This window comes from Ensifer sp. 22521 (genome assembly GCF_052044795.1).
Lineage (GTDB): Bacteria > Pseudomonadota > Alphaproteobacteria > Rhizobiales > Rhizobiaceae > Ensifer.
Genome location: NZ_JBQENM010000002.1, coordinates 38,546 through 54,195, shown reverse-complemented (window position 1 = coordinate 54,195; position 15,650 = coordinate 38,546). Strand labels below are relative to the sequence as shown.

12 protein-coding genes are annotated in these 15,650 nt (G+C 63.7%); 8 read left to right on the top strand and 4 right to left on the bottom strand.

What is annotated here, in order from left to right:
- Window positions 1-169 precede the first annotated feature (169 nt).
- The 3 genes from phaZ to ACTJKE_RS02430 all read left to right on the top strand — a co-directional run bounded on the left by phaZ (window position 170) and on the right by ACTJKE_RS02430 (window position 2,867).
- On the top strand, window positions 170-1,444 hold the full coding sequence (gene phaZ / locus ACTJKE_RS02440) for a polyhydroxyalkanoate depolymerase (protein WP_057252041.1): 1,275 nt from the start codon (window positions 170-172) through the stop codon (window positions 1,442-1,444).
- A 146-nt stretch (window positions 1,445-1,590) separates the two neighbouring features.
- Window positions 1,591-2,010 (top strand): DUF2852 domain-containing protein, encoded by a 420-nt coding sequence (locus tag ACTJKE_RS02435; protein ID WP_057252042.1) that lies wholly within the window; start codon window positions 1,591-1,593, stop codon window positions 2,008-2,010.
- Between the two features lie 104 nt (window positions 2,011-2,114).
- Entirely contained in the window at window positions 2,115-2,867 is a 753-nt protein-coding gene (locus ACTJKE_RS02430; protein ID WP_112995076.1) for a M48 family metallopeptidase, read from the top strand.
- A gap of 23 nt (window positions 2,868-2,890) precedes the next feature.
- On the opposite strand, the gene ACTJKE_RS02425 is transcribed toward ACTJKE_RS02430, so the two are convergent.
- Window positions 2,891-3,085 carry a YqaE/Pmp3 family membrane protein gene (locus ACTJKE_RS02425; RefSeq protein WP_058321604.1) on the bottom strand — a complete coding sequence of 65 codons (195 nt, stop codon included), beginning with the start codon at window positions 3,083-3,085 and terminating at the stop codon, window positions 2,891-2,893.
- Window positions 3,086-3,242: 157 nt separating this feature from the next.
- Here ACTJKE_RS02425 and ACTJKE_RS02420 point away from each other — a divergent pair, with 157 nt between their 5' ends.
- The 5 genes from ACTJKE_RS02420 (at window position 3,243) to ACTJKE_RS02400 (ending at window position 8,403) form a co-directional block, all read left to right on the top strand.
- The gene (locus ACTJKE_RS02420; RefSeq protein ID WP_112995075.1) at window positions 3,243-3,917 is read left to right on the top strand and encodes a phosphoribosylanthranilate isomerase; all 675 of its coding nucleotides are present in this window, start codon (window positions 3,243-3,245) and stop codon (window positions 3,915-3,917) included.
- Window positions 3,914-5,134 (top strand): tryptophan synthase subunit beta, encoded by a 1,221-nt coding sequence (gene trpB / locus ACTJKE_RS02415; protein WP_112995074.1) that lies wholly within the window; start codon window positions 3,914-3,916, stop codon window positions 5,132-5,134. Before ACTJKE_RS02420 ends, trpB begins: the two co-directional genes overlap by 4 nt.
- Before the next feature lie 4 nt (window positions 5,135-5,138).
- Window positions 5,139-5,978: a tryptophan synthase subunit alpha gene (trpA, locus tag ACTJKE_RS02410; RefSeq protein WP_058327475.1), complete on the top strand. Its 840-nt coding sequence runs from the start codon at window positions 5,139-5,141 to the stop codon at window positions 5,976-5,978.
- A gap of 50 nt (window positions 5,979-6,028) precedes the next feature.
- Window positions 6,029-6,943: an acetyl-CoA carboxylase, carboxyltransferase subunit beta gene (accD, locus tag ACTJKE_RS02405; protein WP_057252047.1), complete on the top strand. Its 915-nt coding sequence runs from the start codon at window positions 6,029-6,031 to the stop codon at window positions 6,941-6,943.
- 116 nt (window positions 6,944-7,059) lie between these two features.
- Window positions 7,060-8,403, top strand: a complete 1,344-nt coding sequence (locus ACTJKE_RS02400; protein ID WP_112995072.1) for a bifunctional folylpolyglutamate synthase/dihydrofolate synthase — start codon at window positions 7,060-7,062, stop codon at window positions 8,401-8,403.
- A gap of 96 nt (window positions 8,404-8,499) precedes the next feature.
- Here the strand turns inward: ACTJKE_RS02400 and trxA are convergent, their stop codons facing one another.
- The 3 genes from trxA to addB form a co-directional block, all read right to left on the bottom strand.
- On the bottom strand, window positions 8,500-8,823 hold the full coding sequence (gene trxA, locus ACTJKE_RS02395) for a thioredoxin (RefSeq protein WP_057252049.1): 324 nt from the start codon (window positions 8,821-8,823) through the stop codon (window positions 8,500-8,502).
- 86 nt (window positions 8,824-8,909) lie between these two features.
- Window positions 8,910-12,476: a double-strand break repair helicase AddA gene (gene addA, locus ACTJKE_RS02390; RefSeq protein ID WP_113133120.1), complete on the bottom strand. Its 3,567-nt coding sequence runs from the start codon at window positions 12,474-12,476 to the stop codon at window positions 8,910-8,912.
- The gene (gene addB / locus ACTJKE_RS02385) at window positions 12,466-15,648 is read right to left on the bottom strand and encodes a double-strand break repair protein AddB (protein WP_440661411.1); all 3,183 of its coding nucleotides are present in this window, start codon (window positions 15,646-15,648) and stop codon (window positions 12,466-12,468) included. The genes addA and addB overlap by 11 nt, the downstream gene beginning before the upstream one ends.
- Between the last annotated feature and the right edge of the window lie 2 nt (window positions 15,649-15,650).

Here is a 15,650-nt window from a genome sequence, read left to right as displayed (position 1 = left end):
ATTCATTCTGGCCTGAGGCCTTGTATCGAGGCGAGACGGGTATATTTGTTGCACTGCACAAGAAAAGTGGTAGTCTGGCAGAGATTGCGGACACCAAGACAAACAATCGCAAGCTTGCGTCCGACCGGGAGCGGCGTTGTCGTCGATTGAACCAAGGGGTACGCTTCCCATGTTCTACCAGCTCTATGAATTGAACCATGCAATGATGGCGCCGTGGCGTACGGCCGCCGATGCCATGCGGCTTGCCTTCAGCAATCCGATGAACCCCATCTCGCACACCTATTTCGGCCGTGCCGCTGCCGCCGGGCTCGAAGTGTTCGAGCGCTCCACCCGCCGCTATGGCAAACCGGAGTTCGGACTTCCCGCGACAGAGGTCGACGGCATGTCCGTCTCCGTCTACGAGCGCATCGTCTGGCGCTCACCCTTCTGCAACCTCATCCATTTCGAGCGCGCCTTGCCCAAGGGGCGTGCCGCCGATCCGAAGGTTCTGGTCGTGGCGCCGATGTCCGGCCACTACGCGACGCTGCTGCGCGGCACCGTGGAAGCCCTGCTGCCGCATTCCGACATCTACATCACGGACTGGATCGACGCCCGCATGGTGCCGCTCAGCGAAGGCACTTTCGATCTCGACGATTACATCGACTACGTCATCCAGATGCTGCACTTCCTGGGCCCGAACACCCATGTGATCGGCGTCTGTCAGCCGGCAGTGCCTGTGCTCGCCGCCGTCGCCCTGATGGAAGCGGCGGACGATCCGCTGTCGCCGGCGACGATGACGCTGATGGGCGGACCGATCGACACCCGCATCAATCCGACGGGCGTCAATCAGCTTGCCGAACAGCGGCCGATCGAATGGTTCCGCGACAACGTCATCATGCCGGTGCCGTGGCCGCAGCCGGGCTTCATGCGCATGGTCTATCCGGGCTTCCTGCAGCTCTCTGGCTTCATGTCGATGAACCTCGACCGGCACCTGATCGCCCACAAAGAGTTCTTCGCGCATCTGGTGAAGAACGATGGTGACGCCGCCGAGAAGCACCGGGACTTCTATGACGAGTATCTGGCCGTCATGGACCTGACGGCCGAATTCTACCTGCAGACCGTGCAGGTGGTCTTCATGCAGCACGCGCTGCCGAAGGGCGAGATGATGCATCGCGGCAAGCGCGTCGATACGACGGCGATCAAGAAGGTCGCGCTGCTGACCGTCGAAGGCGAGAACGACGACATTTCCGGCGTTGGCCAGACGAAGGCGGCGCAGACGATCTGCACCAACATCCCTGATCACATGCGCATGCACTACATGCAGCCGGATGTCGGCCACTACGGCGTCTTCAACGGATCGCGCTTCCGCCGCGAAATCGCGCCGCGCATCGTCGCTTTCCACCGCGAGCACTCGCGGCACGTGAAGCCGGTGAAGCAGCTCATCAAGGGCGGCAAGTTGGCCTAACCTCGCGATCGGGGCCGTTTTGACCGCGTAGAGTCAAGGGTTTGTTCGAATCCGGGGGAGGGCGTCTTGCACAGCCAAGGGCGCCTTCCCACATCGTTTTCATCGGGCCGCATGGGTGGCCCGGATGATTGCGAGGAATCCTGAAGATGAACCAATCTGCAATGATCCGTCCGGATTGGACGCCCGCGACCATCGCCCTGATGGTGCTCGGCTTCGTGGTCTTCTGGCCACTGGGTCTGGCCATGCTCGCCTACATCCTGTTCGGCGAAAAGCTGAAGACTTTCAAGAAAGACGCCAACGACACGGTGGATGGCATGTGCTCTGCATTCAAGCGCAATGGACGCCGTTCCAACTGGACGCATCGCACCGGCAACGTCGCCTTCGACGACTGGCGTGAAGCCGAGCTTGCCCGCCTCGACGAGGAACGCCGCAAGCTCGACGCGATGCGCGAAGAGTTCGACACCTATGTGCGCGAGCTTCGCCGCGCCAAGGACCAGGAAGAGTTCGACCGCTTCATGCGCGACCGCAAGAACGGCGGCTCCGGCCCGGTGGTCGAAGCCCACTAATCCAAAGACAACGCTTCCGGCGTTTCACATGAAACGCCGGATTATCCATTGCGCGCCTTTCGACGCTGTAGGCGAAGCCCCAGCGAATCGGTTAGAAAGCCTGCATGTTCCCTTCATTTAAGCGGCGCATTCAACCTGCTCCACCCGCCATGACGCGGCAGATCGACGTTGCCGGCAAGTCCCTGCCGCTGACGATCAAGCAGAACGCGCGCGCGACCCGCATGACACTGCGCATCGAGCCCGGCGGCCGGGCGCTGAAGATGACGATACCCCAAGGCTTGCCGGAGCGTGAGGTCAACGCCTTTCTCAACCGCCATCAGGGCTGGCTGATGACGAAGCTCGCGCGTTTCTCCGGCGAAAGCCAGATCGAGGAGGGCGGCTCCATCTTGATCCGAGGCATCTCCCACCGGATCGAGCGTACCGGCAATATCCGCGGTCTGACGGAAGCGGTCTTGATCGATGACGAACCGGTGCTGCGCGTCAACGGCGGCGAGGAGCACCTGAACCGGCGTATCGTCGATTTCCTCAAGAAGGAAGCCCGTCAGGATCTTGATCGGCTGGTGGCAATCTATACCGGCCGCATCGGCCGACGGGCGAAGTCGCTGTCGCTGAAGGACACCCGCAGCCGCTGGGGATCCTGTTCGGCCGATGGGGCGCTGAGCTTCTCCTGGCGCATCGTCATGGCGCCGCCGAAGGTCATCGCCTATCTTGCAGCGCACGAGGTCGCACATTTGCAGGAGATGAACCACGGCCCCGATTTTTGGACGCTGTGCGGGAGGCTGTGCCCGGATACGGAGGATGCCAAGCGCTGGCTCCGCCGCAACGGCACGATGCTTCACGCGATCGACTTCGACTGAACCAGGCGGAGAGCGATGGCGCGTTACGCGCGGTAACGCAGAGCGTCGCGGATCTTCTCGTCGGTCTTGTATTGGCTGAGCGCATAGACCGACCAGATCGCTGCCGGAACCCAACCGATTAGGGTGAGCTGCAGGATCAGGCAGACGAGGCCGGCAAAGGGACGGCCGATCGTGAAAAACTGCAGCCAGGGCAGGATTAGCGCGAGCAACAGGCGCATCAGTCTCTCCATTGTGGTAAAATGCATATGGTGAAAGCTCGCCTGTCGCGCAAGGGGCGCAACGGCCGTCGGGCCATCGTTGCAGGGGGCGCTGGCTGGGCCTTGCGCGTCGGTTTTTGGCTCGACTCGCGCGACATTTCATGCAAGGTCGCTTCTCATGAAAACCGAAGTGAAGATATGCGGGCTGAAGACCGCGGAAGCGGTTGAGCGTGCTGTCGCGCTCGGTGCATCCCATACCGGCTTCATCTTTTTTCCAAAGAGCCCCAGGAACATCGAGCCTGACGATGCCGGCCGTCTGGCAGACCGCATTCGCGGTCAGGTAAAGATCGTCGCGGTCACGGTCAATGCCGACAACGACGAACTCGACGAGATCGTTTCGGCGCTCAACCCGGATATCCTGCAGCTTCACGGCAGCGAAGATCCGGAGCGGCTGCTGACGGTCAAGGCGATGTACGGGCTCCCTATCATGAAGGCCCTTTCGGTGCGCGATGCATCGGACCTCGAAAGGATCGACCCCTATATCGGCATTGCCGATCGCTTCCTCTTTGATGCCAAGCCGCCTCAAGGTTCCGATTTGCCCGGCGGCAACGGCGTTTCCTTTGACTGGAACCTGCTCGACGCGCTTGACGGAAGCGTCGATTACATGCTTTCCGGTGGTCTTAACGCCAGTAACATCGGCGAGGCCATGGCGCAGACCCGCGCCCGCGCCATCGATATCTCCTCCGGCGTCGAGAGCGCGCCGGGCGTCAAGGATCTGAAGCTCATGGAATCGTTTTTCAATGCCGTTCGCCAGGCGGAGGCGGGCATGCCACGGTCAGGGAGCAGGACGTGAACCAGGCGCCAAAGTTGAATTCTTTCCGGGGCGGTCCCGACGAGGACGGCCGTTTCGGCATTTTTGGCGGCCGCTTCGTGGCCGAGACATTGATGCCCTTGATCCTCGACCTGCAGGCCGAGTGGAACAAGGCAAAGGACGATCCGGCATTCAAGGCGGAACTGGCGCATCTCGGCGCTCACTATATCGGCCGGCCGAGCCCGCTTTATTTCGCCGAGCGGCTGACGGCTGAGCTCGGCGGCGCCAAGATCTATTTCAAGCGCGAAGAGCTGAACCACACCGGCTCGCACAAGATCAACAACTGCATCGGCCAGATCCTGCTGGCTAAGCGCATGGGCAAGACGCGCATCATCGCCGAAACCGGTGCCGGCCAGCATGGCGTTGCTTCGGCGACAGTCGCGGCCCGCTTCGGCCTGCCTTGCGTCGTCTACATGGGCGCGACCGACGTCGAGCGCCAGGCGCCGAACGTTTTCCGCATGAAGCTGCTCGGTGCCGAGGTCAAGCCGGTAACCGCCGGCAGCGGCACGCTCAAGGACGCGATGAACGAGGCCCTGCGTGACTGGGTCACCAATGTCGACAACACTTACTATCTGATCGGTACGGCCGCCGGCCCGCATCCCTATCCGGAAATGGTCCGCGATTTCCAGGCGGTCATCGGCCAGGAAGCCAAGGAACAGATGCTCGCCGCCGAAGGTCGGCTGCCGAATCTCGTCATTGCTGCCGTTGGCGGTGGCTCCAACGCGATCGGCATCTTCCATCCGTTCCTCGATGATGAAAGCGTCAAGATCGTCGGCGTCGAAGCCGGCGGCAAGGGCATCGAGGGCGACGAGCATTGCGCGTCGATCACCGCCGGTTCGCCCGGCGTGCTGCATGGCAACCGCACCTATCTGCTGCAGGACGGCGACGGCCAGATCAAGGAAGGCCACTCGATTTCTGCCGGCCTCGACTATCCCGGCATCGGCCCGGAACATGCCTGGCTGAACGATGTCGGCCGCGTCGAATACGTGCCGATCATGGACCACGAAGCGCTCGAGGCGTTCCAGACGCTGACCCGCCTCGAAGGCATTATCCCGGCGCTCGAGCCGTCGCATGCGCTTGCCGAGGTCATCAAGCGTGCGCCGAAAATGGGCAAGGACGAGATCATCCTGATGAACCTCTCCGGTCGCGGCGACAAGGACATCTTCACCGTCGGCAAGTTACTGGGAATGGGGCTGTAAGATCATGACCGCACGCATGGACAAGAGATTTGCCGATGTGGCGGCCGAGGGACGGCCGGTCCTCGTCACCTATTTCATGGCCGGTGATCCGGATTTCGAGACGTCGCTCTCGATCATGAAGGCGTTGCCGAAGGCCGGCGCCGACGTCATCGAACTCGGCATGCCCTTCTCTGACCCGATGGCCGATGGCCCGGCCATCCAGCTTGCCGGTCAACGCGCGCTGAAGGGCGGCCAGACGCTTGCCAAGACGCTCGAGATCGCGCGCCGCTTCCGCGAGGACGACCAGCGCACGCCGATCGTGCTGATGGGCTACTACAATCCGATCTACATCTACGGCGTCGACCGCTTCCTGACGGATGCGCTTGCTGCCGGTATCGACGGCCTGATCGTCGTCGACCTGCCGCCGGAGATGGACGATGAGCTCTGCATCCCGGCGCTTGCGAAGGGCATCAACTTCATTCGCCTGGCGACGCCGACCACGGACGACCGTCGCCTGCCGAAGGTTCTCGAAAACACCTCCGGTTTCGTCTATTACGTATCGATGAACGGCATCACCGGTTCGGCTCTGCCCGATCCGTCGTTGATTGCCGGCGCTGTCGGCCGTATCAAGGCGCACACCAACCTGCCGGTTTGCGTCGGTTTCGGCGTCAAGACGGCGGAGCATGCAAGGGCCATCGGAGCATCCGCCGATGGCGTGGTCGTCGGTACGGCGATCGTCAACCAGATCGCGTCGAGCCTGACCGAAGAGGGCAAGGCGACGGACGCGACGGTTCCGGGTGTTGAAGCGCTGGTCAGAGGGCTCTCGGCAGGCGTGCGGTCCGCACGCCTCGCAGCAGCCGAATAATTGCCTATATTAGCGCGCACAACCCGAAGGAAATCTTCAGGAGTTACTAAGTGAACTGGATCACAAACTACGTTCGGCCGAAGATCAACTCGATGCTGGGCCGCCGGGAAGTTCCGGAAAATCTCTGGATCAAGTGCCCGGAAACCGGCGAGATGGTGTTCCACCGCGATCTCGAAGAAAACAAGTGGGTCATCCCGCAGTCCGGCTTCCACATGAAGATGCCGGCCAAGGCTCGGCTGAAGGACCTGTTTGACGGCGGCATCTATGAAGCGTTTCCGCAGCCGAAGGTTGCTCAGGACCCGCTGAAGTTCCGCGATTCCAAGAAGTACTCCGACCGTCTGCGCGACAGCCGCGTGAAGACCGAGCTCGAAGACACGATCGTCGCCGGTCTCGGCCGCGTTCAGGGCGTCAAGCTCGTCGCCGTCGTGCACGAGTTCAACTTCATTGGCGGTTCGCTCGGCATGGCTGCCGGCGAGGCGATTATCAAGGCCTTCGAAAGAGCGATCGCCGAGAAGTGCCCGCTGGTCATTTTCCCGGCATCGGGCGGCGCCCGCATGCAGGAAGGCATCCTGTCGCTGATGCAGCTGCCGCGCACCACGGTTGCCGTCAACCTGCTGAAGGAAGCCGGTCTTCCCTATATCGTCGTGCTCACCAACCCGACGACCGGTGGCGTCACCGCATCCTATGCGATGCTTGGCGATATCCATATGGCCGAGCCTGGCGCCGAAATCGGCTTTGCCGGCAAGCGCGTGATCGAGCAGACGCTGCGCGAGAAGCTGCCGGAAGGTTTCCAGACGTCTGAATACCTGCTGGAGCACGGCATGGTCGACATGGTCGTCAAACGCCATGATCTGCCGTCGACGCTTGCCCGGGTCCTGAAGATCCTGATGAAGAAGCCGGCAGAAGCCTCGAAGCTCAACGGCGGCACGCAGCCGGCTGCCTTGCCGGTCGCGGCAAGCGCTTAAAGGCTATTGCGGGAAAAGCGTGAACCGGTTTTCCCGCAGTTGTGCAGAACAAGAATGAAACATCTCCGCCAGACCGGAGATGTTTGGCAGTCAAGCTTGTCGGGTCGGGGTGAGAGATGACAGCGGTGGAAGCCAGCGAAGCGGGCTATGAGATCGAAAAACTCCTTGCCCTCCACCCCAAGGGGTTCGACCTGTCGCTGGACAGGATCACCCGGCTGCTCGCCGCGCTCGGCAATCCGCAGGACCGCCTGCCACCGGTGATCCATGTCGCCGGCACCAATGGCAAGGGTTCGGCAACCGCGTTTTCGCGGGCGATCCTGGAAGCGGCCGGTCTCAGCGTTCACGTCCACACGTCGCCGCATCTCGTCAATTGGCACGAGCGTTACCGCCTCGGCGTCAAGGGCGGCAAGGGACGGCTCGTCAGCGACCCCGTTCTGGCCGATGCGGTGCGTCGCGTCGCCGAAGCCAATGGCGGCGAGAAGATCACCGTCTTCGAAATCCTGACCGCCGTCACCTTCCTTCTCTTTGCCGAGCATCCGGCGGATGTCGCGATCATCGAGGTTGGCCTCGGCGGCCGCTTCGACGCCACCAATGTCATTGCCCGACCGGCCGTATCCGTCATCATGCCGATCTCGCTCGATCACCAGGCCTATCTCGGCGACCGGGTGGAACTGATCGCTGCGGAAAAAGCCGGTATCATGAAGTGCGGCTGCTCCGTCGTGATCGGTCAGCAGGAAGAAGAGGCTGCGCGCGATGTGCTGATCTCGACGGCCGAGCGGCTCGGCTGCCCGATGTTCGTCTACGGCCAGGACTTCATGGCGCATGAGGAATTCGGCCGCCTTGTCTATCAGGACGAAAGCGGTCTCGCCGATCTGCCGCTGCCGAAGCTGCCGGGACGCCACCAATACGCCAATGCCGCCGCGGCCGTTCGCGCGGTGCGGGCTGCGGGCTTCGACGTTTCGGAGGCGGCGATCGAGAAGGGGCTTGCCGGCGTCGAGTGGCCCGGGCGCCTGCAGCGCCTGACCAGCGGCAAACTTACGCGTTACGGTCCGGCCGATGCGGAAATCTGGGTCGACGGCGGCCATAATCCGGGTGCCGGCCAGGTGATCGCCGAAGCGATGGCGACCTTCGAAGAACGCGAATCGCGCCCCTTGTTCCTGATCATCGGCATGATCAACACCAAGGATCCGGTCGGCTATTTCCGGGCGTTTATGGATCTTGCCGAACAGGTCTTCACCGTTCCGATCCGTGGTTCCGATGCAGGTCTTGATCCGGTGGCACTTGCAAGCGACGCGGCTGCTATCGGGTTTGAGGCTTCGGCTGTCTCTTCCGTCGCCGAAGCGCTGACGATCGTTGCCAATCTGGTCGATGAGGATCCGGCGCCGCCGCGCATCCTGATCGGCGGCTCGCTCTATCTGGTGGGCGACGTTCTCGCCGACAACGGTACGCCGCCGAAGTGATCCGGAGGTGGCGCCGCCATCCCGATAGCAGCCAAGTTCAAGACAAGAAAAAAGCCCGGCATGCCGGGCTTTCTGCTGCGGTAGTCAGCGAAGGTCTCAGGCGACCGCCGTGGAGATCCACGAGGAAAGGGCCGTCTTCGGCGCAGCGCCAACCTTGATGTCGGCCACTTCGCCGGCCTTGAACATGGCGAGCGTCGGGATCGAGCGAACGCCGTACTGGGCAGCCAGTTCCGGGTTTTCGTCGATGTTGAGCTTGACGACCTTGACCTTGCCGGCGAGCTCGTTCGAGATTTCCTCGAGGCTCGGCGCGATCATTTTGCAGGGGCCGCACCATTCAGCCCAGAAATCGACAACCACGGGCTCGGCGGAGTTCAGCACTTCCTGCTGAAAATTGGACGTATCGACCTTTACGGTAGCCATAGGCTGCTCCTTGCGTTCGGAATGGCAGTATCCAGATGTTGTGTCTCATGTGAGATGGCACCGCTGGATTTTCAATATCGGGTATCTCACTTTGTCGCGAGGTCTTCAAGGCTCCTGTCGAGCGCCTGATCCGTAACCACGTGGATTGCCGGTCCTTCGGTGAAGATCAGCACGCATCGGAATGCGTGCCCGGGATAGAGCGGCCGCAACAGCTCGCGATAGATCGCAAGCTGTGCCCTGTAGGCGAAGGGTATGTCACCCTGCGAAGCCGGCACCTGCCGGTTCGTCTTGAAATCGGCAATGGTCACGATCCCGTCGCTGACGGCGAGCCGATCGATACGGCCGGAGACCGCGTGCTCGCGCGTGCCGAGGGTCAGCGTGCCCATGACCGAGACTTCGGCGCGGCTGCCGGCCGAGAAGAGCGCCTGAAGATCGGGATGGTCGAGCACATTCTCGACAGCGTCAATCAGCGCGGCGCGCTGCTCCGGCGACCAGCGGGGCACGGAACGCACGAGGTAGCGCTCGGCCGCGGCGCGGCGATCATTGCCCGCAATGGAGGGCAGGACCTGCAGCAGGCGGTGCAGGATGGCACCGCGCAACATCGAGAGATTTGCCGGTGCCTTCTCAGAAAACAGGGCGGATCCGACAAGCCCATCGCCGTCGTCCTCGTCGATGGCGATACCGACGCCGGAGGGGCTGAGCGGCCGCGGCAGCCGCTTTTGCGGTGGCAGCGGCGTCGAAAGGGCCTTCGGCAGGCCGGTGGCCGGGCGGCTGGCGTCCGGCGTGGGCGCTTGCTTGGAGGGAAGGTCGCGCTCGAGCTGCTTCTCGCGCCAGGCATGGCCGGACCATTCCTCGCCGCCGGTGTGAAAGGTCTTCGGGTGGCCGCGGCCATTTTCGTCCCCGGCGAGGCTCGCCTGAACCATGGCATGCCATGTTTCGGCGACGGCCCGCTGTCCGCGATAGCCACAGACGATCAGGCGGTCGGCGGCACGGGTCATGCCGACATAGAGCAGGCGTCGATACTCTTCCTCGGCGAGCGTCTTCAGGCGATCGCTGTCGGCGGCCACGAGCGTGTTCGATTCCGAGCCCGGTGCGCGCCACACCGGCAACGACAGGACGGCGCCATCCCTTTGAGCGAGCTCGAGGAAACGAAGGGAAGGGACATGCTGGTTGCTGAACGGCGCACCGCCGCCGTCGACGAGGAAGACGACCGGCGCTTCGAGACCCTTGGCGGCGTGCACCGTCATGATCCGGACTTCGTCGCGTTCCTTGTCCTGCTCGCGCTTGACCGTCGGCGCTTCCATTTCGAGCGTCGAAACGAAGGCCTGCAGACCGGGGAGGCCGCTTCTTTCCTGATCGAGGGCGAAGGTGAGGAACTCGTCAAGAATGTCGCTGACCTCGGTGCCGAGCCGCGCCAGGAAGGCCGCCCGGCCGCCATGAACGCCAAGGATGCGGGCATAAAAATCGTGCGGTGCAAGCGCGTTCGCGAGCGCCACATAGCTTTTCAGCGCCCTTGCTGCCTGGTGGAACAGGATGCCCTCGGCCGCCTCGGCCTGGAGCCTCTGCCAGAGGCTTTCGCCTTCTTTGCGCCGCGCCGCGAGCTCGAACAGCGCGTCTTCGCCGAGATTGAACAGCGGGCTTTTCAGCAGCGCGGCGAGTGACAGGTCGTCCTGCGGCAAGAGGACGAAGCGCCCGAGCGCGAGCAGGTCCTGAACGGCAATATGCTTGGTGAGCACCAGCCGGTCGGCGCCGGCGACCGGAATGTTGTTGCGGCGCTTGAGCGCCCGGGTCAGCGCATTGACGAAGGCGTCGCGCTTACGGACCAGCACGATCACGTCGCCCGGACGCATCGGTCGGCGAATACCCTTCTCGACGATCGTTTCCTTGCCGATCCAGCTCTCCAAGACGCCGGCGATCCGGCGTGCGAGGATATTGACCGGTGCGCTCTCAGGCGTTGCGTCGAAGGCTGCGGTCCATTCTTCGTCCGTATCGATCGGTTCGGCGGCAATCACGTCCCAGATATCGACGGCGCCGGGATGGCCGATACGGTTCGAAGCATGAACGACGGGCTCGTTGCGGGCGCTGAGGCCCCGTGCATGCGCCGGATTGGCGAAGACCGTATCGACGGCCGAAAGCACGTCGACGGTAGAGCGGAAGGAGAGCTGAAGACGGATGGGCTCGAAGGCCTTGCCGCCGTCGCGCACCCGCCGTTCAGTTTCCTGGCTCTCATGCGAGAACCGTTCCGGCCGTGCGCCCTGGAAGGAGTAGATCGACTGTTTCTCGTCACCGACGGCGAACATGGTGCGGTTGGCGCCACGGGCGCTTTCGCCGGAGAAGAAGTCAGCCGCCAGCGCCTGGATGATAGTCCACTGCGCCGGGCTGGTATCCTGAGCCTCGTCGACGAGGATATGGTCGATCCCCTGGTCGAGCTTGTAGTGGACCCAGGCGCTGACATCGCCGCGGGCAAAGAGCGCCGCCGTGCGGTTGATCAGGTCCTCGAAATCGAGCTGGCTGCGTCGCCGCTTCAGCTCCTCGTAGTCGACGTTGAGCCTTTCGGCGAGGGTCAGAGCCGCCAGCGTCGCCTCGAACATCCTAAGAATGCTGATGTGATCGATGCAGGCGACGACATGGCGGTAGGCTTCGTCCACCAGGTCTATGAGATCGGGGGCCGCCTGCTGCATCGCCCTGTTGAGGAAGGCCGATTGTGCCCGGGGCTTGCCGGTGCCGGTGAAGAACAAATGCCTGAGACCGTCATAGCGCGCGCCCAAGTCAGTGAGCTTGGAGACGGTCCGAAGTCCCTCTGCAAATTCCAGAACCTTCGTTCCGCCAACGCTCGTGGCGAGTGAGAAGTAGCGTTCCAGGGACGCACCGTTCAGGCCCGCCAACGGCCAGATCGCGGCCAAGGCGCTGTCGACGCTTTCATCCGGCGCCAGCTTCAGGGCGCGGCGCAACTCGGCCTCGGTGCCGCCGAGCGCGTCGGCATGTTCGAGAAAGGACTGGATCGCGGTGCGGTTCTCGACGATCGCCGCGAGCAGTTTTTCAAGCCCGGTATCGTCGGCGAGGTCGAGCACGGTGGCGAAAGCGCGCGCCAGTTCCGGATCGTCCTTGGCCGCCGTCGCCGTCAGCAGCATGCGGCGCGCATCGGCAAGCAGCACGGCGGCAGCGCGGTCGTCGAGAACAGAGAAATGTCCGGCGACGTTGGCTTCCAGTGGAAACTGATGCAGCAGCGCCTCGCAGAAGGCGTGGATCGTCTGGATCTTGAGGCCGCCGGGTGTCTCCAGCGCGCGGGCGAACAGGCGGCGTGCCTCCTGCAGCTTCAGAAGACCAGGCCGCTCGCCCTCGATCGCCTCGATCCGTTTTTCGAGCGTCGCGTCGTCGAGCGTTACCCATTCGGCCAGCCGTTCGAAGACGCGGTTCGACATTTCGGAGGCCGCCGCCTTGGTATAGGTCAGGCAGAGGATCGCCGAGGGTCGGCAGCCCGCAAGCAGCAGCCGAATCACCCGCTGGGTCAGCACATGTGTCTTACCGGATCCGGCATTGGCCGAAACCCAGGCAGAACGCGCGGGATCGGAGGCTAGCGATTGCCGACGCGAGGTCCAGTCGAGCCAGGCTTGCGGCGTCGCCTGTTCGGGGCCGAGGCTGTCATCCCTCATCGCCGTCCTCCTCCTCGCTATCGGCCGTCGACCATTCGGCAACGCGTGCCAAATGGTCGTATTCGCCGCCGTAGTCGCGCTCTTTCTGAACAATCACGCGGGATGCAAAACCATGCTTGCCCGAAAGCAGCGCACTCAGGAGTTTTCTGAGCTCGGTGAGGGATTCGTCCGCAAGCTGGTCGGCGGATTTGGTTTCCTTCGCCTTACTGCCCTCGTTGTTCACGGTCTCCTGCTTGAAACGCGATCCAGGCTTCAGCCGGACATAGAGCAGCGATTGCGGATGGCTCGGCGGCATATCCTTGAAGGCGCCGGCCTTGAGGGCTGCGGCTTCGAGGGCGAGCTGCGGGTCGAGCAGCACTCGGGCTTCCTTGACCGATGGGCTGGAGCCGGTCTTGTAGTCGATGATCTCCACGCTGCCGTCGGTCAGCATATCGAGCCGGTCGGCAATGCCCGTCAGCCGCATATCGGCGACGCCGAGCTCCATCGATGCCGGAGCTTCCGTGCGCGAGCGGCGGATGAAGCGTGCGCGGTCCCGCTCCCATTTGATGAAAGCCAAGCCGACGGCGGCGAAGCGTGGCCGCCAGATCGTGTCGATATGTGTGGGCAGCCGCGCCTCGTCGAAGGCCTCATTCAGCAGCCGATGCATGGCCTCTTCGGCTGCGGGGGACATGAGGTCGAAGCCGCCGCGAACAAAGCGCTCGACGATCTGGTGATAGAGCGTGCCGCGCTCGGCCGGACCGGGATCGCTGTTGAACGGCAGCAGCGGATGCAGGCGAAGAATGCGCCGGGCGTAGATCGCGTAGGGGTCGCGCCTCAGCCGCGATACCTCGCTAAAAGAATATTTGCGCGGCTGCAGGTCCGCCGGCGGCTTGGGCGCAGGGCGTTCGGCAAGCGGCTGCCGCCCTCCGTCGTCGAGCATCCGGGCCCAGGCCAGATAGTCGGCGCCATTGGCCTGCAAGGCCGCAGTCAGCCGTTCGCCGCCAAGCGCGAGCAGCCGCTGCAGCCAGCGCGAGGCAACGGTGGGTGTTGCTCCCTGGCGCATCGAGCGGGTGAAGATCAGCCGCCGTGTGCCGCAGGCCATCTGGAAGTCATGCGCGAGCTGGCCGATGCGCCGCTCGGGGGGCTCGAGACCGATGCCCGTCTTCATCGTGCGCGACAGGAACGGGTCGTTGGCGGTCTGGCCTGGCCAATTGCCCTCGTTCATGGCGCCGAGCACCACGAGATCCATGCTCTGCAGGCGTGATTCCAGCGCGCCGAAGATGAAGACCCGCGGATGGCGCATGGACCGCGGCTTGACCGCTGCACCTGCAGCAAGCGCCTCCATGACGTCGCACCATTGCGGCCCGTCCGCCGTCATCTGGCCATCGGTTTCGATAATGCCGCGAAGCAGGGTCGCCAGCGTATCGGCCGCCTCGCCGGACCAGAGCCCACCGAGATCGCCGCGCTCGTCGGCCGAGGCCGCTTCCAACGCCTGGCCGGTACGCGTCGCCCAGTCGGCAAAGGTGAATTCGTCCGAGAACACGCGGCTGCCGTCCTTGCTGCGCGTGAGCGCGGAAGCCAGCGGCGCCACCGCGAGGCCGATCTTGATCGCCAGATCGCGTGCTGCCTGAAGCTCCTCGGCGCCGATGCCGGCACGCCATTCCGGCGGGTGGCGATCGACCTTGTGGCCGGCAATCGCCGCATCGAGCAACGGCTCCAGGGCGAGGATATCGACGGTTGCGGTGCTGCCGCGCAGCGCCATGCGTTCGAGCGCGTCGGCGCCCTGGCGCATCTCATCACGCGAAAGCCCGAAGCGCGCCAGCGGGTGCTTGAGCAGCGCAACGAAGGGCACGGGATCGCCGGGGCGCAGGCTTGCCTCCAGAAGCAGACGCATGAAGCTGCCCTGGGGCGTCGAGGACAAAGGCGTGCCGGCGGAATCGTCCGCCTCGATGCCGAAGCGGGCGAGCTCGGCGCCGACCCGCCGCGCGAGATTTCGGTCGGGCGTGATCAACGCCGCCTGGCTATCCTCGCTGCCTTCCAGCGCAAGCCTTAGCGCAACGGCAATCGCCGCCGCCTCCTCGCGTTCGTTGGCGGTTTCGATGAGAGCCGTATCGCCGAAGGCAGCGCGGAGCAATTCGCCGTCGAGTTCGCTGCGCATTTCGGTCCAGGCATCGGTGGCCTTTGCCGGCAAAAGGGCGTGCGAGAGGATCGCCGCGCGGAAATCGAGGTCGGTTTGGGCGCCGGCTAGCGCGCCCACATCCGAGCGGATGACGCCCATGCGCTTCAGCAGCCTGTAGAAGCCGTATTGCGGGTGGCTGCGGCTTGCCGGGTCCGGCCTGCCGTCAAAGGCAGCGTCGGCGACGATCATGTCCCATTCGGCATCGCTCATCGTCTGGTCGAGACCAGGCAACACGATCGTGCCGTTCTGAAGCTTCTGCACGGCGGCAATCAGCGCGGCCGTGGCGGGAATGGAACCGGTCGAGCCGGCGATGATGATCGGGCCTTCGATCTTGCCGCCGGCGATGCGCTGCGTTTCGGCCTGAAGGATGGCGTTGCGATGGCGTGCGGGCGAGGATTGCTTGAGTTCCTCGAGCCGTTCCGGCCAGTAGGTTCGGGCGATCTTGAGGAATTCGAGCGTCAGCTGCCACCACAGCGCATGCTCGCCGGCGTCGAGCCGGTCGAGCGCGTCCCAGTCCAGCTCTTCCGTCTCCATCGCATCGATGAGATCGGCAAGATTGCGTGCCAGCCAGATCGCATCGGCAGGACTTGCCGGCGCGATCAGCGGGCTTTCCGCATGGATGTCGAGCACGACCTTTGGTAGCCGGTTGCGCCAGGCGAGAATCAGCCGGCCAAGCTCGATCAGCCGTGCCGTGCCCGGCAGCGGCGGCGCAAGATCGAGGATTGCCGGTACTTCGGCGTCGAAGAAGCCACTGTCATCATCGGTCTCGCCGAGCGCCTTGATGGTGGGCAGGATGGTGGAGCGGCCGTCGAGCAGGTCGACGAATTCGGATCTGAGCACACGGGCCGAACGCCGCGTCGGCACGAAGATCGTGACGCCGGCAAGCGGCAAGGGATCGGCCGGATCGTAGCGGAAGTCCGGAGTCAGGATACCGTCGCAAAGCTTTTCGGCGAGCGTCTTCAGGAAGGGGAGGCCAGGCGGGATCGTGAAGACGTTGGACCGGCGGCCGCGCACGC